The organism is Rhodococcus sp. NKCM2511 (genome assembly GCF_014905595.1).
GTDB lineage: Bacteria > Actinomycetota > Actinomycetes > Mycobacteriales > Mycobacteriaceae > Rhodococcoides > Rhodococcoides fascians.
Genome location: NZ_BNHJ02000001.1, coordinates 687,466 through 712,706, shown reverse-complemented (window position 1 = coordinate 712,706; position 25,241 = coordinate 687,466). Strand labels below are relative to the sequence as shown.

General features: G+C 65.1%; 21 protein-coding genes and 2 tRNA genes. 14 read left to right on the top strand and 9 right to left on the bottom strand.

Annotation, left to right across the window (positions count from 1 at the left end; translation table 11 throughout):
- Window positions 1–4 precede the first annotated feature (4 nt).
- A complete protein-coding gene (locus JLZ96_RS03155) occupies window positions 5–952 on the top strand; it encodes a DoxX family protein (RefSeq protein WP_032370766.1) in 948 nt (315 codons plus the stop codon).
- A gap of 76 nt (window positions 953–1,028) precedes the next feature.
- On the opposite strand, the gene ilvD is transcribed toward JLZ96_RS03155, so the two are convergent.
- On the bottom strand, window positions 1,029–2,870 hold the full coding sequence (gene ilvD, locus JLZ96_RS03150) for a dihydroxy-acid dehydratase (RefSeq protein ID WP_032370767.1): 1,842 nt from the start codon (window positions 2,868–2,870) through the stop codon (window positions 1,029–1,031).
- 59 nt (window positions 2,871–2,929) lie between these two features.
- Window positions 2,930–3,469 carry a PH domain-containing protein gene (locus JLZ96_RS03145; protein ID WP_179274019.1) on the bottom strand — a complete coding sequence of 180 codons (540 nt, stop codon included), beginning with the start codon at window positions 3,467–3,469 and terminating at the stop codon, window positions 2,930–2,932.
- 257 nt (window positions 3,470–3,726) lie between these two features.
- On the opposite strand from JLZ96_RS03145, the gene JLZ96_RS03140 reads away from it, so the two are divergent.
- From JLZ96_RS03140 to JLZ96_RS03120, 5 genes are all read left to right on the top strand, one after another.
- Window positions 3,727–5,685, top strand: a complete 1,959-nt coding sequence (locus JLZ96_RS03140; protein WP_032366369.1) for an acetolactate synthase large subunit — start codon at window positions 3,727–3,729, stop codon at window positions 5,683–5,685.
- On the top strand, window positions 5,682–6,185 hold the full coding sequence (gene ilvN, locus JLZ96_RS03135) for an acetolactate synthase small subunit (protein WP_008717436.1): 504 nt from the start codon (window positions 5,682–5,684) through the stop codon (window positions 6,183–6,185). The genes JLZ96_RS03140 and ilvN overlap by 4 nt, the downstream gene beginning before the upstream one ends.
- A 61-nt stretch (window positions 6,186–6,246) precedes the next feature.
- Entirely contained in the window at window positions 6,247–7,248 is a 1,002-nt protein-coding gene (gene ilvC / locus JLZ96_RS03130; RefSeq protein ID WP_186439992.1) for a ketol-acid reductoisomerase, read from the top strand.
- Window positions 7,249–7,432: 184 nt separating this feature from the next.
- Window positions 7,433–9,028 carry a phosphoglycerate dehydrogenase gene (gene serA, locus JLZ96_RS03125; RefSeq protein WP_027496645.1) on the top strand — a complete coding sequence of 532 codons (1,596 nt, stop codon included), beginning with the start codon at window positions 7,433–7,435 and terminating at the stop codon, window positions 9,026–9,028.
- A 43-nt stretch (window positions 9,029–9,071) separates the two neighbouring features.
- Window positions 9,072–10,082 (top strand): 3-isopropylmalate dehydrogenase, encoded by a 1,011-nt coding sequence (locus JLZ96_RS03120; protein ID WP_201009488.1) that lies wholly within the window; start codon window positions 9,072–9,074, stop codon window positions 10,080–10,082.
- Between the two features lie 83 nt (window positions 10,083–10,165).
- Here JLZ96_RS03120 and JLZ96_RS03115 read toward each other — a convergent pair whose 3' ends face one another.
- A complete protein-coding gene (locus JLZ96_RS03115; RefSeq protein WP_201009487.1) occupies window positions 10,166–11,401 on the bottom strand; it encodes an MFS transporter in 1,236 nt (411 codons plus the stop codon).
- 132 nt (window positions 11,402–11,533) lie between these two features.
- On the opposite strand from JLZ96_RS03115, the gene JLZ96_RS03110 reads away from it, so the two are divergent.
- Genes JLZ96_RS03110 through JLZ96_RS03100 form a run of 3 tightly spaced genes read left to right on the top strand, consistent with a single transcriptional unit; the run spans window position 11,534 to window position 14,847 of the window.
- Window positions 11,534–12,307, top strand: a complete 774-nt coding sequence (locus JLZ96_RS03110) for a fumarylacetoacetate hydrolase family protein (protein WP_201009486.1) — start codon at window positions 11,534–11,536, stop codon at window positions 12,305–12,307.
- Between the two features lie 7 nt (window positions 12,308–12,314).
- On the top strand, window positions 12,315–13,790 hold the full coding sequence (gene gltX / locus JLZ96_RS03105; protein WP_032372644.1) for a glutamate--tRNA ligase: 1,476 nt from the start codon (window positions 12,315–12,317) through the stop codon (window positions 13,788–13,790).
- Window positions 13,791–13,836: 46 nt separating this feature from the next.
- Window positions 13,837–14,847 carry a YihY/virulence factor BrkB family protein gene (locus JLZ96_RS03100; RefSeq protein ID WP_201009485.1) on the top strand — a complete coding sequence of 337 codons (1,011 nt, stop codon included), beginning with the start codon at window positions 13,837–13,839 and terminating at the stop codon, window positions 14,845–14,847.
- Here the strand turns inward: JLZ96_RS03100 and JLZ96_RS03095 are convergent.
- A complete protein-coding gene (locus JLZ96_RS03095) occupies window positions 14,799–16,370 on the bottom strand; it encodes a bifunctional 3'-5' exonuclease/DNA polymerase (RefSeq protein WP_201009484.1) in 1,572 nt (523 codons plus the stop codon). The two genes, JLZ96_RS03100 and JLZ96_RS03095, sit on opposite strands and share 49 nt — an antisense overlap.
- Before the next feature lie 240 nt (window positions 16,371–16,610).
- Between JLZ96_RS03095 and JLZ96_RS03090 the strand changes: the two genes are divergently transcribed.
- A tRNA-Gln gene (locus JLZ96_RS03090) sits at window positions 16,611–16,682 on the top strand.
- Window positions 16,683–16,781: 99 nt separating this feature from the next.
- Window positions 16,782–16,854, top strand: a tRNA-Glu gene (locus JLZ96_RS03085).
- A gap of 91 nt (window positions 16,855–16,945) precedes the next feature.
- Here JLZ96_RS03085 and JLZ96_RS03080 read toward each other — a convergent pair.
- Window positions 16,946–17,113: a DUF5302 domain-containing protein gene (locus JLZ96_RS03080; RefSeq protein ID WP_157889886.1), complete on the bottom strand. Its 168-nt coding sequence runs from the start codon at window positions 17,111–17,113 to the stop codon at window positions 16,946–16,948.
- Between the two features lie 121 nt (window positions 17,114–17,234).
- Complete coding sequence (locus JLZ96_RS03075) at window positions 17,235–17,963, bottom strand: IclR family transcriptional regulator (RefSeq protein ID WP_201009483.1); 729 nt, start codon at window positions 17,961–17,963, stop codon at window positions 17,235–17,237.
- Between the two features lie 145 nt (window positions 17,964–18,108).
- Between JLZ96_RS03075 and leuC the strand changes: the two genes are divergently transcribed.
- The 3 genes from leuC to JLZ96_RS03060 all read left to right on the top strand — a co-directional run bounded on the left by leuC (window position 18,109) and on the right by JLZ96_RS03060 (window position 21,073).
- The gene (gene leuC / locus JLZ96_RS03070) at window positions 18,109–19,563 is read left to right on the top strand and encodes a 3-isopropylmalate dehydratase large subunit (RefSeq protein ID WP_032366379.1); all 1,455 of its coding nucleotides are present in this window, start codon (window positions 18,109–18,111) and stop codon (window positions 19,561–19,563) included.
- A gap of 47 nt (window positions 19,564–19,610) precedes the next feature.
- Window positions 19,611–20,228 (top strand): 3-isopropylmalate dehydratase small subunit, encoded by a 618-nt coding sequence (gene leuD / locus JLZ96_RS03065; protein ID WP_032366380.1) that lies wholly within the window; start codon window positions 19,611–19,613, stop codon window positions 20,226–20,228.
- A 149-nt stretch (window positions 20,229–20,377) separates the two neighbouring features.
- A complete protein-coding gene (locus tag JLZ96_RS03060) occupies window positions 20,378–21,073 on the top strand; it encodes an HU family DNA-binding protein (RefSeq protein ID WP_027496655.1) in 696 nt (231 codons plus the stop codon).
- A gap of 120 nt (window positions 21,074–21,193) precedes the next feature.
- On the opposite strand, the gene JLZ96_RS03055 is transcribed toward JLZ96_RS03060, so the two are convergent.
- The 3 genes from JLZ96_RS03055 to cofC all read right to left on the bottom strand — a co-directional run bounded on the left by JLZ96_RS03055 (window position 21,194) and on the right by cofC (window position 25,234).
- Window positions 21,194–22,129 carry an NUDIX hydrolase gene (locus tag JLZ96_RS03055; protein ID WP_032407046.1) on the bottom strand — a complete coding sequence of 312 codons (936 nt, stop codon included), beginning with the start codon at window positions 22,127–22,129 and terminating at the stop codon, window positions 21,194–21,196.
- The gene (locus JLZ96_RS03050) at window positions 22,129–24,249 is read right to left on the bottom strand and encodes an RNA degradosome polyphosphate kinase (RefSeq protein ID WP_228139401.1); all 2,121 of its coding nucleotides are present in this window, start codon (window positions 24,247–24,249) and stop codon (window positions 22,129–22,131) included. Before JLZ96_RS03050 ends, JLZ96_RS03055 begins: the two co-directional genes overlap by 1 nt.
- 187 nt (window positions 24,250–24,436) lie before the next feature.
- Entirely contained in the window at window positions 24,437–25,234 is a 798-nt protein-coding gene (cofC, locus tag JLZ96_RS03045) for a 2-phospho-L-lactate guanylyltransferase (RefSeq protein WP_174557266.1), read from the bottom strand.
- Between the last annotated feature and the right edge of the window lie 7 nt (window positions 25,235–25,241).

Genomic DNA, 25,241 nt, shown 5'->3' with positions numbered 1-25,241 from the left:
GGAGGTGACCGATACACCGCGTGACCCCAACCAGCAGGATCCCTCGTACGAACCGGCCGAGAGCCCGTACGACAACCCCACCGAGAAGATTTCGCCCACGCGTTCGGGTTCCGACGCGTCCGGTGCATCGACCACAGCGTTCGGTGCGCAGCGTTCGGATCGTCTGCCCCGAACCGACGACGAGTTGGACTTCCCGCATTCCTCCGCATCCGACAAGCGGAGCACCGATGCGGCACCGACAGAGAAGATCCCGACGTACCGTCCGTCGGCTTTCGCCGACTCGCCGACCCAGACGCCGACGACGGCTACGACGGCCGGTGCCACCTCGAACGCGTACTCGGATCGTCCGACGGAGTATCTCGGTGAGTCCTCCGATTCGACGGTCGCTGCCCCGGCAGCCCCGGTGCGCACCGAGACCGTGGAAGTTCCGGCCCGACGCGGCACCACCGATCTGGGCCTGTTCGTCCTACGCGTCGCCATCGGAGCAGTGTTCCTCGGGCACGGACTGCAGAAGCTCGTCGGATTGTGGAACGGTCCCGGGCTGGACGGATTTCAGAATCTCCTGGAGGAGTCCGGGTTCCGATACCCGGAGATCCTCGCCATCGCGGCCGCGGCCGGCGAAACCCTCGGCGGCGCACTGCTGATCCTGGGACTGGCGACGCCGCTGGCCGGTGCAGCTGTGTTGGCGACCATCATCAACGCCTGGTGCTTCAAGCAGGTGGCGGAGCCGGGGCTGCAGTTCTCCGGTGCCACCGGCGTGGAGTACGAAACCGTTCTCGGCTTCGCGGCCGCGGCCATCATTCTCACCGGACCCGGAAAGATCGCGTTCGACGGCCGCCGCGGTTGGGCGACCCGCCCGCGCATCGGATCGTTCCTCGCACTCGCGGTGGGAATCGCTGCGGGCGTGTGCATCTGGATCTTCCTCAACGGAGCGAATCCGGTCGTCCGCTGATCCGGTCGACAACCAACCATGTGAGTGGTTCCTCGTACCCTGCTACGAGGAACCACTCACATGTCTTTTAATCTGCTCAGGGCACGTAGCGCACAGCACCCTTGTCCGCGGATGTCGCCAGTGCGGCGTACGCGCGCAGCGCCGTCGTGACCGTGCGCTGTCGGTCGACCGGCTGCCACGGCCGCTCGGACGCGAGCATCTTCGCGCGTCGAGTCTCCAGAGTTTCCTCGTCGACGAGGATCTCGAGCGTGCGCGTGGCGACGTCGATGCGGACCTGGTCGCCGTTCTCGACGAGGCCGATCACGCCGCCGGCCGCAGCCTCGGGGGAGATGTGTCCGATGGACAGGCCCGACGTACCGCCGGAGAACCGTCCGTCGGTGATCAGGGCACAGACCTTGCCCAGACCGGCACCCTTGAGGAACGCGGTCGGGTGCAGCATCTCCTGCATTCCCGGTCCACCCTTGGGTCCCTCGTACCGCACGACGAGCACGTCACCGGGTTGGATCTTCTTCTGCAGGATGGCCGAGACGGCTTCTTCCTGAGACTCGACGACCAGCGCAGGTCCCTGGAACGAGAAGAGGTCCTCGTCGATGCCCGCGGTCTTCAGAATCGCGCCGTCGACGGCAATGTTGCCGCGCAGCACCACCAGACCGCCCTCGACCGTGTAGGCGTGTTCTAGATCGCGGATGCAACCACCCGCGGCGTCGGTGTCGAGGGAGGACCAGCGATTGCTCGTGGAGAACGGTTCGACGGTTCGGACACCGCCGGGAGCGGCATGGAACAGCTCGATCGCCTCGTCGGATGCGGCACCGGAGCGGATGTCCCACGTGTCGAGCCACTCGTCGAAGCTCTTCGTGTGGACGGTCGAGACGTCGGTCTCGAGCAGATTCGCACGCCGCAGTTCACCCAGCAGGGCGGGAATTCCACCCGCCCGGTGCACGTCTTCCATGTGGTAATCCGAATTGGGGGACACCTTGGCCAGACACGGCACCTTGCGGCTGATGCCGTCGATGGTGTCGAGATCGAAATCGACCTCGCCCTCCTGCGCCGCCGCGAGCGTGTGCAGCACGGTGTTGGTCGAGCCGCCCATCGCCACGTCCAGTGCCATCGCGTTGCGGAATGCCGCCGGGGTGGCGATGTTGCGGGGCAGCACCGACTCGTCCTCGTCCCGGTAGTACTTGATCGCCGCCTCGACGATGGTCGTGCCGGCCCGGGTGAACAGGGCGCGGCGGGCCTCGTGGGTGGCCAGAGTGGAGCCGTTGCCGGGCAACGCCAGCCCGAGCGCTTCGGTGAGGCAGTTCATCGAGTTGGCGGTGAACATGCCCGAGCAGGACCCGCATGTAGGGCACGCGCTGCGCTCGACCTCGTCCAGGCCCTCTTCGGATACGGCATCGTTCGCGCTGGCAGAGATCGCGGTGATCAGGTCGGTGGGTGCCTGCGCGACCCCTCCGACGACCACCGCTTTACCGGCCTCCATCGGCCCACCGGAGACGAACACCGCCGGGATGTTCAATCGCATGGCCGCGTTGAGCATGCCGGGGGTGATCTTGTCGCAGTTGGAGATGCACACGAGTGCGTCCGCAGTGTGGGCGTTGGCCATGTACTCGACCGAGTCGGCGATGATCTCGCGGCTGGGCAGCGAGTACAGCATGCCCCCGTGCCCCATGGCGATTCCGTCGTCGACGGCGATGGTGTGGAACTCGCGAGGGACTCCGCCTGCCGCGCGGACGGCGTCGGCGACGATCTCGCCGACGTTCTTCAGGTGAACGTGGCCGGGTACGAACTGGGTGTACGAGTTCGCGATGGCGACGATCGGTTTACCGAAATCCGAATCGGTCATTCCGGTGGCGCGCCACAGCGAGCGCGCGCCCGCAGCATTGCGTCCGACAGTGGTGACCCGTGAGCGTAGCGGCGGCATAGTGCAGTTCCTCGTTCGTTGCAGCGGTGATCGCAACGAGGAGGTTACTCGGCCCCTCGTCAGCGATCCTTCGGTGCCTGTTCGTCGTCGTGCTCGGCATTCTCGGCCTCTGCGCGTGCCTGATCCTCCGCCGCAGCTGCCGCGGCATAGGGGTCGGTGATGCGACCGCCGCTGGCGGCCGCGAGTTGGGGGAGCCGATCGAACCGCACGAGCGGAAGTGACTTCTCCGTCTTGTCGGTGAGCACCACGCGTGCCCAGCGGCGATCGGGGAAGTGCAGTCCGACCACGGACTCCCACTCGATGACGTCGGAGCCGATGAAACGGCGGGCCGTGATCGCCTCGGGGGTGATGACGGTGCGCACACGCAGCACCCAGATGCACGCGACGATCGGCAGAATCAGCAGCCAGCCCAGTGCGGCGGGCCAGCTCGCTGCAGGCAGAGAGGTACTGAACAGGAGCAACCCGACGCCGATCAGGGCCAGACGCGGGAGGCGGATGACCTGCCTGCTCGACGGCGGTGGCCCGTCGGCACTGTTCGGTTGCTCGGAACCGGTGTGGGATGATGGCCGAGGTGGTTCGGACTGCTGCGAAGACGACACCCATTCATCTTCGCATTGCATCTACGCGATCTCACATAATGGGATTGCGTCGTGACGAGTTTGACTCTTCCCTGTGCGCGCGCCTACCGTTCAGTGCGTGAAGCGGAATTGGATACTCGTAATCGGCCGGCGCGTCAACGCCTGAGCCGGTTGTTCAAACTCGCATCGACGCGCCACCCTCGTACAGCTCACGCTGACGGGGGTTTTTTCTTGCCCAGAGATCGCCCAGCAATTTCACATTCCTGAGGAAGCAATCAGTGAGCGCACCAACCGCACGCCCAGGGCCCACGACACGTAAGTCGGGGACAGCCACGAGCCCGTCGACCAGCAACCCGTCCGCAGACGCGGCGACCAACGGATCGCGACGCCACGTCGCACCCGAGAAGGTCAGCGGCGCACAGTCGGTCGTACGAGCTCTCGAAGAACTCGACGTCGACACCGTATTCGGCATTCCCGGTGGCGCGGTTCTCCCGGTCTACGACCCGCTCTTCGACTCCGTCAAGGTGCGCCACGTGCTCGTTCGCCACGAGCAGGGTGCGGGTCATGCCGCCACCGGCTACGCCCAGGCGACCGGCAAGGTCGGCGTCTGCATGGCGACGTCCGGCCCGGGTGCGACCAACCTCGTCACCCCGTTGGCCGACGCGCAGATGGACTCGGTTCCCATCGTCGCGATCACCGGTCAGGTCGCCCGCAGCCTCATCGGTACCGATGGGTTCCAGGAAGCCGACATCTCGGGTATCACGATGCCCATCACCAAGCACAACTTCCTGATCACCGACGGTGCGGACATCCCGCGCATCATGGCCGAGGCGTTCTACATCGCCGCGTCGGGTCGTCCCGGTGCCGTCCTCGTCGACATCCCGAAGGATGTGCTGCAGGCGCAGACCACGTTCTCGTGGCCACCGGAAATGCGGCTGCCCGGCTACCGCCCGGTCACCAAGCCGCACGGCAAGCAGGTTCGCGAAGCGGCACGCTACATCGCCGATGCCAAGCAGCCGGTGCTGTACGTCGGCGGCGGCGTCATCAAGGCCAACGCCTCGGCAGAACTGCTCGAGCTCGCCGAACTGACCGGTATCCCGGTCGTCACGACGCTGATGGCGCGCGGGGCATTTCCCGATACCCACCAGCTGAACCTGGGCATGCCCGGTATGCACGGCACCGTCGCGGCGGTCGCCGCTCTGCAGCGCAGCGACCTGCTGATCACGCTCGGTGCCCGGTTCGACGACCGCGTCACCGGTCAGCTCTCGTCCTTCGCTCCCGATGCCAAGGTCATCCACGCCGACATCGACCCGGCCGAGATCGGCAAGAACCGATACGCGGACGTACCGATCGTGGGCGACTGCGGCGAGGTCATCACCGAGCTGATCGAGGCCCTGCGGGCAGATCGCGCCACCGGAACGACTCTCGACCTCGAGCAGTGGTGGGTCTACCTCGACGGCATCCGCAAGACGTACCCGTTGAGCTACGACCGTCCGTCCGACGGTTCCATGTCTCCCGAGTTCGTCATCTCCTCGGTCGGCAAGTTCGCCGGTCCCGACGCGATCTACTGCGCAGGCGTCGGCCAGCACCAGATGTGGGCCGCTCAGTTCATCAACTACGAGAAGCCGCGCACGTGGCTCAACTCCGGTGGTCTCGGCACGATGGGGTACGCGGTTCCGGCCGCCATGGGAGCCAAGATGGGCCTGCCCGACGCCGAGGTGTGGGCCATCGACGGCGACGGCTGCTTCCAGATGACCAACCAGGAGCTTGCTACCTGCGCGGTCGAGGGAATCCCGATCAAGGTCGCGCTCATCAACAACGGCAACCTCGGCATGGTTCGGCAGTGGCAGACCCTGTTCTACGAGGAGCGCTACTCCAACACCAATCTCGGAACTCACGGTGCCGTGCGCATCCCCGATTTCGTCAAGCTGGCCGAGGCGTTGGGCTGCGTCGGTTTGCGATGCGAGCGGGAAGAGGACGTGGATGCGGTGATCGCCCAGGCACGCGCCATCAACGATCGTCCGGTCGTCATCGACTTCATCGTCGGTGCCGACGCCCAGGTGTGGCCGATGGTGGCCGCCGGAACGGGTAACGACGAGATCATGGCCGCCCGCGGCATCCGTCCGCTGTTCGACGAGGACGAGACCGTGGGCAGTGAGCCAGGACTCGACGACGCGATGGAACGCGAGCAGGCACCGCACCCGATGAACAACGACGCGAAAGGCACGGACCTGTGAGCACCAGCCATACCCTCAGCGTTCTCGTCGAGGACAAGCCAGGTGTGTTGGCGCGCGTGGCCGCGTTGTTCTCGCGCCGCGGCTTCAACATCTCCTCACTCGCCGTCGGCGGCACCGAGATTCCCGATATCTCGCGCATGACGATCGTGGTGACGGTCGACGAGTTCCCGCTCGAGCAGGTGACCAAGCAGCTCAACAAGCTGATCAACGTCATCAAGATCGTCGAGCAGGACGACGATTCCTCGGTGGCGCGCGAGTTGGTCCTGATCAAGGTCCGCGCCGATGCCAGCGTTCGGAGCGAGGTCATCGAAACGGTGAATCTGTTCCGCGCCAAGGTCATCGACGTCTCTCCCGAGGCGGTGACGGTCGAGGCGACGGGCACCCGCTCCAAGCTCGACGCGTTGCTGAAGATGTTGGACCCCTATGGAATTCGAGAAATAGTTCAGTCGGGAGTCGTTGCCGTCGGACGTGGACCGAAATCGATCACTGCGTCGCGTTAGCGGCCCCGGTGACGAACATGCGTAAAACCCAAGAGGAAAGGTACAACCAGTGGCAGTCGAGATGTTCTACGACGACGATGCTGATCTGTCGATCATCCAGGGCCGCAAGGTCGCTGTGATCGGCTACGGAAGCCAGGGCCACGCGCACTCGCTCAGCCTGCGCGACTCCGGCGTCGATGTTCGCATCGGCCTGGCGTCAGGCTCGAAGTCCCGCGCCAAGGCGGAGGAGCAGGGCCTGAAGGTGGGAACTCCCGCAGAGGTGTCCGAGTGGGCCGACGTGATCATGGTGCTCGCACCCGATACCGCTCAGGCCAAGATCTTCTCCGAGGAGATCGAGCCCAACCTGAAGGACGGCGACGCGCTGTTCTTCGGCCACGGCCTCAACATTCACTTCGACCTGATCAAGGCTCCGGAGTTCGTGACCGTCGGCATGGTTGCCCCCAAGGGCCCCGGCCACCTCGTGCGTCGTCAGTTCGTCGACGGCAAGGGTGTTCCCGCGCTCATCGCCATCGATCAGGACCCGAAGGGTGAGGGCCAGGCCCTCGCGCTGTCGTGGGCCAAGGGCATCGGCGGCACCCGCGCAGGCGTCATCAAGACCACGTTCAAGGAAGAGACCGAGACCGACCTGTTCGGTGAGCAGGCCGTGCTGTGCGGCGGCACCGAAGAACTCGTCAAGACGGGCTTCGAGGTCATGGTCGAGGCCGGCTACGCACCCGAGATGGCGTACTTCGAGGTGCTGCACGAGCTCAAGCTCATCGTCGACCTCATGTACGAGGGCGGCATCGCCCGCATGAACTACTCGGTGTCCGACACCGCGGAGTTCGGTGGGTACCTCTCCGGACCGCGCGTCATCGACGCAGGCACCAAGGAGCGCATGAAGGCCATCCTGGCCGACATCCAGTCGGGCGAATTCACCCGTCGCCTCGTCGCCAACGTCGAGAACGGCAACACCGAGCTCGAAGGCCTGCGCAAGGCCAACGCCGAGCACCCCATCGAGGTCACCGGCAAGAAGCTGCGCGACCTCATGAGCTGGGTCGACCGCCCGATCACCGAGACGGCCTGATTCTCATCGAATCGCGTTGTCACGCAATCTGATCGAAGGGCACCCCTGGATTGCCGGGGGTGCCCTTCGGTGCGTGAGTCCGGTGGCGTCACCGTGTGACGTCTCGGACCTCTAAACTGTTCGTGCTGCACAGCCCGCCGAATTTTTCCGACCACGTCTCGAACCGATATAGGGAGTTTTTCACGTGAGCCAGCCAGGCCGTCCTGTCGTTCTGATCGCCGACAAACTTGCGCCGTCCACCGTCGAGGCACTGGGCGACGGCGTCGAGGTTCGCTGGGTCGACGGTCCGGATCGCCCCGCGTTGCTCGCTGCGGTTCCCGAGGCCGACGCCATTCTCGTGCGGTCCGCGACCACGGTCGACGCCGAGGTGCTCGCTGCCGGGACCAACCTCAAGATCGTCGCGCGCGCCGGTGTCGGCCTGGACAACGTCGACGTACCCGCAGCCACCGAGCGCGGCGTCCTCGTCGTCAACGCACCGACCTCCAACATCCACACGGCCGCCGAGCATGCGGTGACGTTGCTTCTCGCCGCCGCGCGCCAGATCCCCGCTGCCGACGCCACCCTGCGTCAGCACGAGTGGAAGCGCAGCAAGTTCAACGGTGTCGAGATCTTCGGCAAGACCGTCGGCGTCGTCGGACTCGGCCGAATCGGCCAGCTGTTCGCGCAGCGTCTGGCCGCGTTCGAGACCCACATCATCGCCTACGATCCCTACGTCTCGGCAGCGCGCGCGGCGCAGCTCGGTATCGAACTGGTGAGCCTGGACGAGCTGCTCGAGCGGGCCGACATGTTCTCGGTGCACCTGCCGAAGACGCCGGAGACCAAGGGCATCATCGGCAAGGAAGCCCTCGCCAAGACCAAGCCCGGGGTCATCGTCGTCAACGCCGCACGCGGTGGACTGGTCGACGAGCAGGCACTGGCCGACGCCATCACCTCCGGTCACGTGTTCGCCGCGGGCATCGACGTCTACGCCTCCGAGCCGTGCACCGACAGCCCGTTGTTCGAGCTGCCGCAGGTCGTCGTCACTCCCCACCTCGGGGCATCGACCACCGAAGCGCAAGACCGAGCGGGCACCGATGTGGCCAAGTCCGTATTGCTGGCTCTCGCAGGCGAATTCGTGCCCGACGCGGTCAACGTCAAGGGTGGGGCCGTCGGCGAAGAGGTATCGCCGTGGCTCGAAATCGTGCGTAAGCAGGGTGTGCTGCTCGGAGCCCTGTCCGACGAGCTGCCCACCTCGTTGTCGGTGGACGTTCGGGGCGAACTCGCGAGCGAGGACGTGCAGATCCTGAAACTGTCCGCGCTGCGCGGACTGTTCTCGGCCGTCATCGAGGATTCGGTCACGTTCGTCAACGCTCCGTCGCTGGCCGAGGAGCGCGGTGTCACAGCAGAAGTGACCACCGCTCCCGAGAGCGAGAACCACCGCAGTGTCGTCGACATTCGCGCCGTCTACGGTGACGGATCGGTCCTCAACGTTGCCGGCACTCTGACGGGCACCTCGCAGGTCGAGAAGATCGTCAACATCAACGGCCGCAACTTCGACCTCCGCGCCGAGGGCAAGAACCTCATCGTCAACTACGCGGATCAGCCCGGCAGCCTGGGTCGAATCGGCACTCTGCTCGGCGACGCCGGAATCGACATCCAGGCCGCAGCACTGAGTCAGGACTCCGAGGGCGACGGCGCAACGATTCTGCTGCGCGTCGACAAGGACGTTCCGGCGGAACTCAGTGCGAGCATCGCCACCGCTGTGGGTGCCTCCACCATCGAGCTGGTCGACCTGTCCTGATCGCTCGCAGCCGATCGGACCGACACGAACTACGAGGAGTGAAATGAAGCTGGCCGTCATCGCCGGGGACGGAATCGGACCGGAGGTCGTCGCCGAAGCGCTTGCCGTTCTCGACGTGGTCGCACCCGGAGCCGAGAAGACCGAGTACGACCTCGGGGCGCGGCGCTACAACGCCACCGGAGAGTTGCTGCCGGATTCGGTGTTGGCAGAACTGCGTGAGCACGACGCAATTCTGTTGGGAGCCATCGGCGATCCGTCGGTGCCCAGTGGTGTGCTCGAGCGTGGGCTGTTGCTGCGGGCGCGATTCGAGCTCGATCACCACATCAATCTGCGGCCGGCCAAGTTGTACCCGGGCGTGGTCGGTCCGCTGGCCGGGGACAAGAAGATCGATGTCGTCGTCGTTCGGGAGGGTACCGAGGGGCCGTACACCGGCAACGGTGGTGCACTGCGCGTCGGTACACCGCACGAGGTGGCCACCGAGGTCAGCGTCAACACTCGTTACGGCGTGGAGCGGGTGGTGCGCAACGGTTTCGAGCGGGCGCTGACCCGCAGGAAGCACCTGACGCTGTTGCACAAGACCAACGTGCTCACGTTCGCCGGTAGCCTGTGGGCCCGCACGGTCGAGGCAGTCTCGGCGGACTTCCCGGACGTCGAGGTCGCGTATCAGCACATCGATGCCGCGATGATCCACCTCGTCACCGATCCCGGCCGGTTCGACGTGATCGTCACCGACAATCTGTTCGGCGACATCGTGACCGACCTCTCGGCTGCCGTCACCGGCGGAATCGGTTTGGCCGCAAGTGGAAACATCGACGCCACCGGTACCAATCCCAGCATGTTCGAGCCGGTGCACGGTAGCGCGCCCGACATCGCGGGACAGCAGAAGGCCGATCCGACCGCTGCCATCCTGTCGGTGTCCTTGCTACTCGCTCATCTCGGCGACGCGGCGGGGGCCGCGCGAGTAGAAGCCGCTGTCGCAGCGGATCTCGCCGAGCGGGGAACCACGACCGCGTCGACGAAAGAGATCGGCGCTCGGATCGCCGCTCGCCTGTAACTCTCACGCCACGACATGCCACGGTGGGCCGACAGCCCACCGTGGCATGTCGTGTATCACGGGCAGGTCACCCCTTGGGCACGTCAGCCGGCGCGGTCTGCACCGGTGTCGGACGTCTCGTCCGTGGGCTCGGGTGCTGGATCGTCGGGCACGATCGGTACGGAGAGCGCGGGAAAGACCGCCGAGACCAGGAACGCCACGGGGAAGCTGATGGCCGCGATCGCCCCGAACACCGGCGGTACAGCCGAAGCGAACACGTACTGGCTCGTGTTCTGTACCCCGAGAGCGCGTCCGCTCCAATACGGTCCCGAGATTTCCGCGACAGCAGTGAACGCGAGGCCGTTCGGGGCAACGGTGGCAACGGACGCGACGACGAGCAGGACGATGGCGGCGGGGGAGTCGAACCAGTCGGCGATGCCGAGCCCGAGCATGCTGGCAGCGGCCGTCACGGCCACCCACCGCAAAGGCCGCATGCGGCTACCGACACGATCGGACAACGCGCCCACGCTCATCCGACCCAGTGCGCCGAGAATCTGGGTCAGCGTGACGAGGACACCCGCGGCCGCGGCCGTCCAGCCTCGGTCGGTCATCAGCCACACGAGCGCATACGTCCACACCACGTACTGCGGCACCACCAACAGGATGGACGTGGCGTGAATGCGCCACAGTTGGCTGCTGTTGCGGTACGGATTGTCGAGCAGACCCTGCGCCGCCGCATCGGTGCGGTTCGGACGGGGAGGGTCGACCACGGACAGGCACAGCAGAGCGCTCACAGCGCAGACGGCAGCAGGCACGAGCAGGGCCGCGCCGACGCCGTGGTCACGCGCGACAGGCGGGATGGTCAGTGCCGCGACGGCCACGCCGAGGGGAACCGACATCTGTCTGATGCCCATGGCCAGCCCACGACGGTGCGGCGGAAACCACCCCACCACGACGCGTCCGCTCGCGCTGTTCGCGCTGGCCGCAGACATACCGCCGATCAACAGCAGGGCGGCGAGCGCCGGAATGGACGTGCTGACCACCGCAGCCAGGCTCGCGGCAGCGGTGAGCCCGAGCCCGATCACCAGAACGAGACGTTCGCCGATGCGGTCGACGAGCACGCCCCACGCGATGAGGGTCAGCATGATGCCCACGGTCGGCATCGCAACCACGAATCCTGCGGTCGCAAGTCCGAGTCCCCGGTCGTCGTGCAGGGCGGGAATGAGAAATGCAGCACCGTTGATGAAGACGGCACCGGCAGTCTGCGCGAGCATCCCGAGCACGAGCATGAACCACCGTCGCGTCTCGCCGATACTGGACAGCTGCTTCGTGGCGCTCATTCGGGCCTCTCGTCTCACTATGTGAACACGTAATCTTGCTATCTGGATACAGATCGAAACATTACACCGGCGAAAGATCGACGGACAGGACGGCATCGGCGTGCGGAGAACGGCGGTCGATAGACTTTCGACATGCGTCTCGGTCGAATTGCAAGTCCTGATGGTGTGGCATTCGTGAGTATCGAAGGTGAGGGGGATGCCCGGACGGCGAAGGAAATTGCCGAACATCCCTTCGGCACACCGACGTTCACGGGTCGATCGTGGCCACTGGCCGACGTGCGACTGCTCGCACCGATCCTCGCCAGCAAGGTGATCGCCATCGGTAAGAACTACGCCGCGCACGCCGCCGAGATGGGTGGTGAAGCGCCGGAGACTCCTGTCATCTTCATCAAGCCGAACACCTCCATCGTCGGTCCGGGTGCGGCCATCGTGCTGCCGCCGTCGTCGAACGAGGTGCACTACGAAGGCGAACTCGCCATCGTGATCGGTCGTCCGTGCAAGGACGTGCCCGCCTCCAAGGCGTACGACGTGGTGCTCGGATACACCGTCGCCAACGACGTCTCGGCACGCGACCATCAGAAGCACGACGGGCAATGGACCCGGGCGAAGGGGCACGACACGTTCTGCCCCCTCGGGCCGTGGATCGAGACGTCCCTCGATCCTTCCGACCTCGAGATCAAGACCGAGGTCGACGGCGTCGTCAAGCAGCAGAGTCGTACTTCGCTTCTACTGCACGATGTTCCGAAGATCATCGAGTGGGTGTCCGCGGTGATGACCCTGCTGCCCGGAGACGTCATTCTGACCGGAACGCCCGAGGGTGTCGGCCCCATCACCGACGGAGACAGTGTGTCGATCACCGTCGAGGGAATCGGTACCTTGACCAACCCAGTCGCAGCGAAGAAGTAGGACAACGATGACCACAGCAGCAGATGTCCGCGTTCGGTTCTGCCCGTCGCCCACCGGCACACCGCACGTCGGTCTGGTCCGCACCGCCCTGTTCAACTGGGCGTTCGCGCGACATCACGGCGGCACCTTCGTCTTTCGGATCGAGGACACCGACGCCGCTCGCGATTCCGAGGAGTCCTACGCAGCGTTGCTCGACGCGCTGCGATGGCTCGGTCTGGATTGGGACGAGGGCCCCGAGGTGGGCGGTCCCTACGAGCCCTACCGCCAGTCGCAGCGACGCGACCAGCATGTGGCTGTCGTACAGCAACTGCTCGATGCAGGCGAAGCCTACGAGTCGTTCTCGACGCCCGAGGAAGTCGAAGCGAGGCACAAGGCCGCCGGGCGTGACCCCAAGCTCGGCTACGACAACTTCGACCGCGACCTGACGCCGGAGCAGCGGCAGGGATTCCTCGACGAGGGACGCGGGGCCGTCGTGCGGCTGCGCATGCCCGATCACGATCTGACGTGGAACGACCTCGTACGCGGCGAGACCACGTTCAAGGCGGGGACCGTACCGGACTTCGCCTTGACTCGCGGCAACGGAGTTCCGCTGTACACGTTGGTCAATCCGGTCGACGACGCACTGATGAAGATCACGCACGTGCTGCGCGGCGAGGACCTGTTGTCGTCGACGCCTCGACAGCTCGCACTGTACGAGGCCCTGATCCGAATCGGTGTGGCCGACCGCACCCCGGAGTTCGGACATCTGCCGTTCGTGATGGGCCAGGGCAACAAGAAGCTGTCCAAGCGTGACCCCGAATCGAACCTCTTCATCCACCGCGACCGAGGCTTCGTCCCGGAGGGGCTGCTGAACTACCTGGCGCTTCTCGGGTGGGGCATCTCCGACGATCACGACGTGTTCTCGCTCGACGAGATGGTGGCGGCGTTCGAGATCTCGTCGGTCAATTCCAACCCTGCGCGCTTCGACCAGAAGAAGGCCGACGCGATCAACGCCGAGCACATCAGGATGTTGGCTGCAGACGACTTCGCGGCACGGTTACGCGAATTCCTCGTTGCTCGAGGGCATCTCACCGAGCCGGTCGACGAGAAGATGTTCGCTGTCGCGGCGGATCTGGTGCAGACGCGCATCGTCGTGCTGTCGGATGCGTGGGGCCTACTGAAGTTCCTCTTCGTCGACGACGCGGAGTTCGAGATCGATCCTGCAGCGGCGGCCAAGAATCTCGGCGCAGACGCGGCACCGGTACTCGACGCCGCCATCGAAGCACTGACCGCAGTGACGGATTGGTCGACGGCCGAGCTGGAAGTCGCCCTCAAGGACGCGCTCATCGAGAAGATGGAACTCAAGCCCCGCAAGGCCTTCGCGCCGGTTCGGGTGGGAGTCACCGGCTCCCACATCAGCCCGCCGCTGTACGAGTCCATGGAACTTCTCGGCCGCGAGAGGACCCTCGCTCGTCTGACCGCCGCACGTACCCTTATCGCGTGACGGCGGTGCGACGTCGGCCGTCGAGGTCGGTCGGAGACTTTCGCACATGAGCGTCACCGACCGACTGGATCGACTGCAGCGCAGGCGTCCGGTTCTCGGATTTCCGATTGCGGTGGTCTACAAGTTCGTCGACGATCAGGGTGGTTACCTGGCCGCGCTGATCACGTACTACGCATTCGTCTCGCTCTTTCCTGCGCTACTGCTCTTCTCCGTGATTCTGGGCATCGTGTTGATGGGCAACCCGGAGTTGCAACAACAGATCCTGAACTCGGCACTCGGTCAGATCCCGGCGATCGGGGAAGAACTGGGGCGTCCCGAACGGATAGGTGGCGGCACGGTCGGTCTGACGGTGGGTATCCTCGGGTCGCTGTACGGCGGACTCGGCGTGTCCGTTGCGCTGCAGAACGCGATGAACACCGCATGGGCCGTACCGAAGAATCTTCGGCCCGATCCCATTCGAGCCCGAGTGCGGGGATTGGGTTTGCTGAGCACCGTGGGTCTGGCGGTACTGGCGATCACCGCACTCAATGTGCTCAGTGCTGCAGGATATTTCGGCCCGGAATCCGGTCTCGTCGTGTTCGTGATCGGAACGCTGCTGTACGTCGGGGTGTTCGTCGTTGCGTTTCGGCTCGCCACAGTGCGAGCGGTGTCGATCGGACAGGTACTCCCGGGAGCCATAGCAGCCGGTCTGACGTGGCAGCTGCTGCAGACCTTCGGCGGTGTGTACGTGAAGTACGTCGCTGCAAGTGCGACGGTGACGAACGGTGTCTTTGCGGTCGTGCTCGGGCTGTTGGCCTTTCTGTACGTGACCTCGGTATCGATCGTGATCTGCATCGAGATCAACGTGGTTCGTGTCGACAGGCTGTTCCCGCGGGCCCTTCTGGCCCCGTTCACCGACGACGTCGACCTGACCGAAGGTGACAAACTCACCTACACCGGACAGGCAGAAGCGCAGCGCAGTACTGCGTTCGAGGAAATAGACGTGACGTTCGAGGACCCACCGAGCGCTCAGTCGGACTCTGGCCCGAACTCCGGCTCGGCAGCCGGGGCACCGTAGAAGCGGTCGATCCTGGTCTCCATCGGGAAGAGCACTGCCGTGTCGCCGAACATCAGACGCGTAGCCGACTCTGCCGCCGCCGCAACGGCCTCGGACACCCACGGTGCGTCTCCGAGTGGACAATGCACGACTACTTCGTCGTGCTGAAAGAACACCAACTCACTTCTGCTCGACCGCAATCGCCCGCGCAGATCTGCCAACAGGCACAGCGCCCACTCGGCTGCGGTCGCCTGCACCACGAAGTTGCGCGTGAATCGGCCACGCGCGTGGGCGTCACCGGTGGACCACCATTGCGGCGTAGGGGGAGGGCACGCTCGGCCCAGCCACGACCGGACCACCTCGCCCCGCTCGCCGGCCCGCGCCGCCTCTTCCACGACCGCCACCGCGTCGGGGAATCTGGCGCGTAGGCGGGTCAGCAACGCACGAGCCTCACCCGACGTCGCGCCGTACAGCACTCCGAGAACAGCGACCTTGGCGTGCGCACGATCACCGTCGAACGACTCGGCCGCGACGGGGGCATAGAGATCCGCTGTTCCCGCAGCGGCGACCATGCGTGGGTCACCCGACATCGCGGCGAGAATGCGGGGCTCGAGCTGGCCGGCGTCGGCGGCGACGAAGGTGTACCCCGAGTCGGCGATCACGCTGGCGCGCAGGGGTTTCGGGATCTGCAGACCCCCACCGCCCCGGCTCGCCCAGCGGCCGGAGACGACGGCCCCCGGCACGTAGACCGGCCGGAAACGATCTCCGCGAACCCACGCGTCCAGCCACGTCCACCCGTTGGTGCTGTGCAGTTTCGACAGATCTCGGTGGCGAAGCAACAGCGGCACCGCAGGATGGTCGATGTCTCGGATCACGTGTGCTCGAGTGGATGTGAGCTCGATACCGGCGCGCGCGAACGCGGCGACCACCTCTGCGGGTGAACCGGGGTTCACGCGGCGCCCGAACACCGACGAGATCTCGTTCTCGAGCTTCACCAACGCAGGAGGAGTCGATCCGTCGACCGGCCTCGCACCGAGGGTCGCGTCGAGGTGCCGCCGATGCGCAGCGGCCGAGAACGGCAATCCGTCGAAGGTCATCTCCGCCGCGGCCAGACCTCCGGCCGACTCGGCGGCCGCCAACAGCTGCAGCGCCCGATCGTCACCGATCTCCTCGCTCTGACGGCGGTAGTCGGCGAGCACTGCCACCGGATCGGCATGCGGGTCGGCGTCGAACAATCCGGGTCGCAGGTCTGCGGGTGTGGACGGTGTCGTGGTGCGCCCCGTTCGCATCGCCAGAATGGCACCGACGAGGGCGAGATCGTGGCAGCGCCGGACCCGCACCCCTCCGTCGAGCAGTCGCGGGTAGATGCGGCTCGTGTCCTCCCACACCCAACGGGGAGCGTGCTCTCGCTCGACAGCGGCCACGGAGCCCACCAGATCGTCGGTCACCTCCTCGGCAGGGGAACTGCCGCCGGACGGGGAGCCGTCCTCGTCGAGGCGGATCAGCACGGCCCGGTTGCCCTGGGGAACGAGCAGCACCTTCATCGGCGTCTGCGAAGTTCGAGAACGCTCACGACACAGAAGTCTGCTGCATGCTCTGCGGCCGACGAAGCGCGGGTTCTGCGTTCACGCGATGGTGTCCGAGCGGGCCCCGGGGGCGGTCGAGGGCGGTTATCAGGGCTCTGAGCAGCCGATTTGGAGAATGGGTAGTGACCTTTGATAGTCTCTATCCCGGCTCGAAACGCAGTGCACATCGATCGGATGCGTATTTCGATTCAAGTCCATTGGGGTATGGTGTAATTGGCAACACAGCGGTTTCTGGTACCGCCATTCTAGGTTCGAGTCCTGGTACCCCAGCGAGCAGGTGAGCGGCGATTTTGCCGCCGATGCCGAGGCAGTTAAGCTACCTCAGCATCACGTGTTCGATACAGCGTCAACAATGCAGGTGAAGTTCCTGGCCCCGTCGTCTAGCGGCCTAGGACGCCGCCCTCTCAAGGCGGTAGCGCGGGTTCGAATCCCGTCGGGGCTACGAAGACAGAACCCCCTCGATCTCCGGATCGAGGGGGTTCTGTCGTTTCGGTGTGACCGTCGTTGCTGTCGTGCGGTGGTGTCGCTTCGCGTCAGACGCTCTTGCGGCGGAACATCTTCTGGTGATCGGCCGGACCGTGGACATTGTTCACCTTGGGGCCACCGTCCTTGTGGTCGACGGAATTGTGCGACTTGCTGTTCTTCTGTTCGAGAACCTCGCGGAACTTCTTCTTCAACTCTTCGCTGCCGGATTCTGACATGGGGCACTCCTTGCAGTCGGCGACCGGCCGGGTGGGCCGTTCGAGACGAACGTACTCCACTTCTGCGGCCTCTTCAGCCGGTTTTTGGTGGGGTGCCGCTCGATCGGCCTCGGTTCGGCGCTCAGAGGCGCTTGTGCAGCGCGTCGGCGGCGGCGAGCAGGTCTGCCGCCCAGCGTGCGCCCGGCTTGCGTCCGATGCGGTCGATCGGGCCGGACACCGAGATCGCCGCCACGACAGTGTCGTTGCAGTCGCGAACGGGAGCCGAGACGCTCGCGACCCCCGGCTCACGTTCACCTGCGCTTTGCGCCCACCCTCGCCTGCGGATCTCCAGCAGCACCCGTTCGCCGAATTCGGCGTCCGGCAGCACTGTGCGTTGAGTCTGCGAATCTGCCCACGCCAGAAGAACTTTCGCACCGGAGCCGGCTGTCATGGGTAGCCGGGCCCCGACGAGCACGGTATCTCGGAGACCGGTCGGGGGCTCCATGGATGCGACACAGACGCGAACGGTCCCCTCGCGGCGGTAGATCTGCACGCTCTCTCCGGTGATTTCGCGAAGCCGAGGCAGTACCGATGCTGCGGCGTCGAGCAGCGCATCCGACGCGCTCGCCGCCAATTCCCCCAGCCCCGGACCGGTGCGCCACAATCCGTCGGAATCGCGCACGAGGAGGCGGTGGGTTTCGAGTCCGACCGCGAGCCGATGCGCAGTGGCGCGGGGGAGCGCTGTGCGGGCACACAGGTCGTTGAGAGTGCAGGGTGTCTCGGCCACTGCATGCAACACGGCCATGGCCTTGTCGAGGACACCGATACCGCTCGATTTGTCGACGGCGCCGCTCAGGCTATGCTGTCTCATAGAACGATATTAGCCTCCCGAATGCTGAGATTGCACAACCGCGAGAAGTCCAGCGTGCCGCGGGGGACGATGTCGAGACGATCACGCGAGGTGGACCAGCCCGTCCGCCGGCGCGACGACAGGGAAGACGAGGTCTGCGACAGCGATGTCCGAAACGACGAAATCCGATGCGTCCGTAGCACAAGCGCCGAAGACGCTGGCGGAGAAGGTGTGGGACCAACATGTGGTCGTCCCCGGTGGGGGAGAAGGCGGTGCACGTGAGCCGGATCTGATCTACATCGATCTGCACCTCGTACACGAGGTCACCAGCCCCCAGGCATTCGACGGTCTGCGTTTGGCCGGCCGCGAGCTTCGTCGCCCGGACCTGACGATCGCAACGGAGGACCACAACGTCCCGACGGCCGACATCTTCGCGCCGATCGCAGATCTCGTCTCACGCACCCAGGTCGATACTCTTCGCCGCAACTGCGAGGAATTCGGAGTTCGGTTGTACCCGATGGGAGATCTCGATCAGGGCATCGTCCACATCATCGGCCCGCAGCTCGGTCTGACCCAGCCGGGTATGACCATCGTGTGCGGAGACAGCCACACCTCGACGCACGGTGCATTCGGTTCGATCGCAATGGGAATCGGCACCAGCGAGGTCGAGCATGTGATGGCCACCCAGACTCTGTCTCTGCGACCGTTCAAGACCATGGCCATCACCGTCGACGGAGAACTGGCTCCCGGTGTGACGAGCAAGGATCTGATTCTCGCGGTGATCGCCAAGATCGGTACCGGCGGCGGTCAGGGATACGTGCTCGAATATCGCGGTGAGGCCATCCGCAAGTTGTCGATGGAAGCCCGAATGACCATCTGCAACATGTCGATCGAGGCCGGGGCGCGCGCAGGCATGATCGCACCCGACGAGATCACGTACGAATACCTGAAGGGACGGCCGCATGCGCCCCAGGGGGCGGAGTGGGATGCGGCGGTGGCCGCCTGGAACGAACTGGCAACCGACCCGGATGCGGTGTTCGACAACGAGGTACACATCGATGCGAGCACTCTGACGCCGTTCGTCACCTGGGGAACGAACCCGGGTCAAGGTGCTCCGTTGGGAGATGCCGTGCCCGATCCCGAGGCAATGCTCGACGAGGGCGAGCGCGTATCGGCCCAGAAGGCCTTGCAGTACATGGGTCTCGAAGCCGGTACACCGATCCGCGAGATCTCCGTCGACACCGTGTTCGTCGGCTCCTGCACGAACGGCCGCATCGAGGATCTGCGTGCGGTGGCGTCCGTCCTCGAGGGCCGCCGCGTCGCAGACGGCGTGCGAATGCTGGTGGTACCCGGGTCGATGCGGGTGCGCGCGCAGGCCGAAGAGGAAGGGCTCGGTGAGATCTTCACCGCAGCAGGGGCCGAGTGGCGGCAGGCCGGCTGCTCGATGTGTCTGGGAATGAACCCCGATCAGCTCACCTCGGGAGAGCGTTCGGCATCCACGTCCAACCGCAATTTCGAGGGGCGTCAGGGCAAGGGTGGTCGCACTCACCTCGTGTCGCCTCTGGTTGCGGCGGCCACTGCAGTTCGCGGAACCCTGTCCTCTCCGGCGGATCTCGCGTAGCAGCGAGCCCTCCGACCGGATCGATCGAACTCACAGGAGAAATTTCGATGGAAGCTTTCACTCGACACAAAGGCATCGGCGTTCCGCTCCGGCGGTCCAATGTCGACACCGACCAGATCATTCCGGCGGTCTATCTCAAGCGCGTGACTCGCACCGGATTCGAGGACGGATTGTTCGCCGGTTGGCGATCCGATCCGAACTTCATCTTGAACCTCGCGCCCTACGACCGCGGATCGGTTCTCGTGGCCGGGCCGGACTTCGGCACGGGATCGTCACGCGAGCACGCTGTCTGGGCGCTGTCGGACTTCGGTTTCAGGGTCGTCATCGCATCCAGATTCGCCGATATCTTCCGCGGAAACATGGGCAAGGCCGGCTTGGTGGCGGCCGAGGTGGAGCAATCGGACGTCGAATTGCTGTGGAAAGCCTTAGAAGAACAGCCCGGTCTGGAGCTCGTCGTGGACCTCGTCGACAAGACGGTCACGGCTGGAACCTTGGTGGTGCGCTTCGCGATTGACGACTACACGCGGTGGCGTCTGCTGGAGGGTCTGGACGACATCGGACTGACATTACGCCAGGTAGAGGCCATTACGGAGTACGAAAAGTCAAGGCCTTCATACAAACCCCTCACCCTTCCGGCAAGGATCGAGGAGCCTTCGAAAAGCTGACGGACGGGGGGTCCGACACGCTTTGCGGCCGTGAAGCATTCCGCGACACCGAAATGAAAATTGGCGTGGCGCATAGACTCTTGACGACTTGGGGTTTACCGTTGTAGTAGTCGGTCCGACGATGGGCCACAATATAGCGGAGGAAATCCATGAACAAGGCAGAGCTGATTGACGCCCTGACCGAGAAGTTGGGGTCTGACAGGCGGAGCGCCACAGAGGCTGTCGAGAACATCGTCGACACCATCGTGCGCGCGGTCCACCGCGGCGAAAGTGTCACGATTACGGGCTTCGGCGTGTTCGAGCAGCGTCGTCGCGCGGCGCGTGTCGCCCGTAACCCCCGCACCGGTGAGACCGTTCGCGTCAAGCCGACCAACGTACCGGCATTCCGTCCAGGCGCGCAGTTCAAGGCCGTCATCGCCGGTGGACAGAAGCTGCCCGCAACCGGACCTGCCGTCAAGCGCGGTTCGGCAGCAGCTCCGGCCAAGAAGACTGCGGCAGCGAAGAAGACCGCCGCCAAGAAGGCAGCGGTGAAGACGACCGCCCGCAAGGCCACCACCGCGGCAGCCAAGAAGGCGGCTCCGGCGAAGACTGCCGCCAAGAAGGCAGCTCCCGCAAAGACCGCCGCCAAGAAGGCAGCTCCCGCAAAGACAACCGCACGCAAGACCACGACGGCTGCTGCCAAGAAGGCTCCGGCCAAGACGACCGCACGCAAGGCCGCAACCACTACGGCCCCTGCCAAGAAGGCTCCGGCCAAGACAGCGGCCAAGAAGACCGTCGCCAAGAAGGCCCCCGCCAAGAAAGCTCCGGCCAAGAAGGCACCCGCGAAGCGCGCTGCAAAGAAGTAGCGCTCGACCGGCACCGGTCATCCAGGACCGGGGCGTTCTCGCACTCCACAGAAGGCCCCGACCGAAATTTCGGTCGGGGCCTTCTGCTGTGTTCGTGATCCGAGGATCCTCGGATGCAACTCAGTCGTCGGCGACCAGGTTCGGTAGTGGGCTGGCGATGTGGTCGGCCGCGACGAGCCGACCCTCGTGGCGCGAGAGCACCCACACGCTCCCTTTTCGATTTCTGTTGGCAGGCAACGTGATGCCGTCCTTGTCGGCCCACCATCGCATGAGGTCGGGGATCACCTTGCCTTGGCTGCAGATCACCGGTGTGCTCATGGTCTCGGCGATGTCGCGAGCCCGGTGGCGGCCCTTTCGGGGGTCCTCGGCGTACCCCTCCTCGGACAGCAGATGCTCCGGTTCGACCTGTACGCCCAGCGATTCGGCAAACGGCGCGACCGTCTGTTCGCACCGGACGCGGTCGGCCGCATACACCGAGTCACCGCCGAACGCGCCCAGCAGTGAGACCAGTGCCTCGGCCTGACGTCTACCGGTCTTGTCGAGGGGGCGATCGGCGTCGTTGCCCTTGTATCGCGACCGCGAGCCGGCACTGCCGTGCCGGACCAGCAGCACGGTGGACGTAGCGGCCGGCTTGGCGACGAATCGTCGAAGAATCTTGTGGTCCATGGGATACGAGAGTTCGCCGCCGATCTTGTCGGGTGCGATCCAACGGAGTTCGTCCACTTCGTCGTTCGGGACGAATTCTCCGCCGGTTGCCTCGGCAGCCCAGTAGAGCACCTTCTTCATGCGACGGTGGCCGGGAATCGGGTAGGTGACGTAGGACAGCGACCGTCCGAGAGTCGAGTCGAAACCCGTCTCCTCCTTGACTTCTCGGACAGCCGCGTCGACCGCTGTCTCCCCGGGATCGAGCTTTCCCTTGGGAAAAGACCAGTCGTCGTACTTCGGCCTGTGTACCAGAGCTACTTCCACCACCGAGTCGTTCTCCGGCGATCGTCGCCACAGAATCGATCCGGCCGCGAAGATGTTGGCGCGGGGGGAGCCATCGGAAGTGCCCATCAGGACGCCTGATTCCTCCGGCTGCGCATCAATTCCACCTGGTGTTCTCGGACACTTTCGCCTTGCGCAGGCGACGCGACCCAGCCACCGTCCGGCCCCAGTTCCCAGCAGCGGGTGGTGGGGTCGAGAGCCGAGTCGAAGATGTCACCGAGTTGCTTGGTCAGCTTCGGATCCTTGACCTGGGCCATCACTTCCACTCGCCGGTCGAGGTTCCGGTGCATCATGTCGGCGCTGCCGATCCAGAATTCGTCGGCACCCTGGAAATGCAGAACCCGTGAGTGTTCGAGGAACCTGCCGAGAATGGACCGAACTTCGATGTTCTCCGACAGGCCCGGTACGCCCGGCTTGAGCGCGCAGATCCCGCGTACGACCACCTTGACGGGGACCCCGGCGACCGATGCGCGGTACAGAGCGTCGATCACCTGCTCGTCGACAAGAGCGTTGGCCTTGAGGCGAATTCCGGCTGCGCGACCCGCCTTGAGGTGCTCGACTTCCGCTTCGATGCGCTCGACGATGCCGCGTCGCACGCCGTACGGGGCCACGAGAAGATTGCGGTACTTGGACTTTCGCGAGTATCCGGTGAGCGAGTTGAACAGGTCGGTGAGGTCCGCACCGATCTCGGGCGACGACGTGAGCAACCCGACGTCCTCGTAGATACGCGCCGTCTTCGGGTTGTAGTTGCCCGTGCCGATATGGCAGTACCGGCGGATGACCGATCCTTCTCGGCGGACGACGAGGCAGGTCTTGCAGTGAGTCTTCAACCCGACGAGGCCGTAGACCACGTGCACCCCGGCCTTTTCGAGCTTGCGTGCCCACTCGATGTTCGCCTGCTCGTCGAAACGTGCCTTGATCTCGACGAGTGCAACCACCTGCTTGCCGGCCCCGGCCGCGTCGACGAGTGCGTTGACGATCGGCGAGTCACCCGAGGTGCGGTACAGAGTTTGCTTGATCGCGAGGACCTGCGGATCGGCCGCAGCCTGTTCGATGAAGCGCTGCACGCTGGTGGAGAACGAGTCGTACGGGTGATGCACCAGAACGTCGCCGTCGCGCAGCGTCGAGAACACGCTCTTCGGGGTTTCGCGCTCACCGAACGCGGGATGTGTTGCCGGGACGAAGGGAGCGTCCTTGAGATTGGGGCGGTCGACGCTGTAGACCTGCCACAGGCACGACAGATCGAGCAGACCGGGAACCTGAATGACGTCGCCCGGATCGACGTCGAGTTCGCGTAGCAACAGTTCGAGCATGTGCTCGGTCATGTCGTCGGCGATCTCGAGGCGGACGGGAGAACCGAAACGCCTACGCGCCAGCTCTCGTTCGAGTGCCTGCAAAAGATCCTCGTCGCGGTCCTCTTCGACCTCGAAATCGGCGTTGCGAGTAATGCGGAACGCGTGGCTCTCGACCACCTCCATGCCGGGGAACAACACGTCGAGGTGCGCCGAGATCAATTCCTCCATCGACAGGAAGGCGTCGATGCGATGGCTCCCCTCACCGCGCTTGACGCGCACGAATCGGTCGACGTTGTCGGGTACCTTCACACGGGCGAAGTGCTCGCCGGTTGTGGAGTAATCCTTCACCGTCACAGCGAGATTCAGGCTCAGGCCGCTGATGTACGGGAAGGGGTGCGCCGGGTCGACGGCCAGCGGGGTGAGGACCGGGAAGACCTGTTCGGTGAAATAGTCGGACAGACGCGCACGCTCGTCGCTGTCGAGATCGGACCACCGGATGATTGCGATGCCCTCGGCCGTGAGCTCGGGCAGGATCGAATCGAGCAGTACTCGGGCGTGTTTGAGAGCGAGCTCCTGAGTGCGCTGCCCGATGACCGCGAGCTGCTCGCGCGGGGTCATGCCATCGGCCGATCGAACCGACAGTCCGGTCTCGTCGCGGCGTTTGAGCCCTGCGACACGAACCATGTAGAACTCGTCCAGATTGGACGCGTAGATGGCCAGGAACTTGGCACGCTCGAGTAGCGGCAGGGACGAGTCCTCTGCGAGCGCGAGAACACGGGAGTTGAAATCCAGCCAGCTCAATTCCCGGTTCAGGTACCGATTTTCGGGAAGCACCATGGCGGCATCCACCGATTCCGGAGTGGCGGCAGGAAGGGCGGAGGGAATGCTCGGCATCGTTGCGGTCACCGGGGCACTCCACACCGGCTCCGCACCGTTGCTGTCCGCACCGTTGCTCTCCGCGGTCTCGATCGCCGGATCTTCGGTCGCTGGCTGCGCGTCGTCTGTGCTCACAGCACGATCATCCCCCATACCCGCCGTCGGTGAAACTCCGATGACCGAACTTGTTCGCACGTCCACCGAATCACGCGGTGGTTGCGGATTCCTCGTCGCTCCAACCGAGTGAGCGAAGTACGGCTGTCGTCTCCGGCCCGACCCCGAGTCGATGAGCCCGACGTACGTCGTCGACGGTGTCGACGTCGAGTCGAAGTCCCGGCCACGTGCCGTCCAGTGGTCGCGCTCCCGACAAGGTGTGGCGGCGTGCGGAATCCGATCCGAACAGCGGCGCGAGCTCGTCGGCAGAATTCTTCAGGATCAGCGCTGCGGTTCCGGTGCCGTGATGGTCGACCACGACCGACCTGCCGCCGGAGACTGCCGTCGCATACGCCTGCGCGAGTTCGGCGGGACGCAGCGCAGGCAGATCCGCTTGCAGCGCAACGATGTCGACCCGATCGGCCGGGGCCGCGCCGGGGTTCCCGTGGCGATCGCGTGGTGCGTGATCGACTCGCAGTGCGGCCGCAGCAGCGGAGAATGCGGCATTGAGACGGGCTTCGGGATCTCGAGCGCCGGAAGCCGACGGTTCGTCCAGCACCCGGGCACCGATTTGTCGCGCGGTGTCGGCGACGACCGGATCGGGTGTGACGACGGTGACCGAATCGACCACCGACACCGAACCGGCCGCGGTGACCGTGTCGACGAACATGGCGAGCACCAATCGGGTCCGGTCGGCCCCGGAGAACTCGGACGCCAGACGGGACTTCGCCGCTGTCAGGTCCTTGACCGCGATGACGACTCCCACCGCGCGGCGCAGTGCATCGGACGGCCGACCCTCGCGGTCGTCGTCGCTGCTTCGAATTGCGCCCATGGTGTTCGATCCTGCCAGCGTCACC

Coding starts and splice junctions, on each gene's coding strand:
- JLZ96_RS03075 (WP_201009483.1), bottom strand. CDS start 17,963: ATGAGACAGCATAGCCTGAGCGGCGCCGTCGACAAATCGAGCGGTATC.
- JLZ96_RS03100 (WP_201009485.1), top strand. CDS start 13,837: ATGAGCGTCACCGACCGACTGGATCGACTGCAGCGCAGGCGTCCGGTT.
- leuC (WP_032366379.1), top strand. CDS start 18,109: ATGTCCGAAACGACGAAATCCGATGCGTCCGTAGCACAAGCGCCGAAG.
- JLZ96_RS03055 (WP_032407046.1), bottom strand. CDS start 22,129: ATGGGCACTTCCGATGGCTCCCCCCGCGCCAACATCTTCGCGGCCGGA.
- JLZ96_RS03110 (WP_201009486.1), top strand. CDS start 11,534: ATGCGTCTCGGTCGAATTGCAAGTCCTGATGGTGTGGCATTCGTGAGT.
- JLZ96_RS03095 (WP_201009484.1), bottom strand. CDS start 16,370: ATGAAGGTGCTGCTCGTTCCCCAGGGCAACCGGGCCGTGCTGATCCGC.
- gltX (WP_032372644.1), top strand. CDS start 12,315: ATGACCACAGCAGCAGATGTCCGCGTTCGGTTCTGCCCGTCGCCCACC.
- JLZ96_RS03050 (WP_228139401.1), bottom strand. CDS start 24,249: ATGCCGAGCATTCCCTCCGCCCTTCCTGCCGCCACTCCGGAATCGGTG.
- leuD (WP_032366380.1), top strand. CDS start 19,611: ATGGAAGCTTTCACTCGACACAAAGGCATCGGCGTTCCGCTCCGGCGG.
- ilvD (WP_032370767.1), bottom strand. CDS start 2,870: ATGCCGCCGCTACGCTCACGGGTCACCACTGTCGGACGCAATGCTGCG.
- JLZ96_RS03060 (WP_027496655.1), top strand. CDS start 20,378: ATGAACAAGGCAGAGCTGATTGACGCCCTGACCGAGAAGTTGGGGTCT.
- JLZ96_RS03115 (WP_201009487.1), bottom strand. CDS start 11,401: ATGAGCGCCACGAAGCAGCTGTCCAGTATCGGCGAGACGCGACGGTGG.
- ilvC (WP_186439992.1), top strand. CDS start 6,247: ATGTTCTACGACGACGATGCTGATCTGTCGATCATCCAGGGCCGCAAG.
- JLZ96_RS03080 (WP_157889886.1), bottom strand. CDS start 17,113: ATGTCAGAATCCGGCAGCGAAGAGTTGAAGAAGAAGTTCCGCGAGGTT.
- JLZ96_RS03120 (WP_201009488.1), top strand. CDS start 9,072: ATGAAGCTGGCCGTCATCGCCGGGGACGGAATCGGACCGGAGGTCGTC.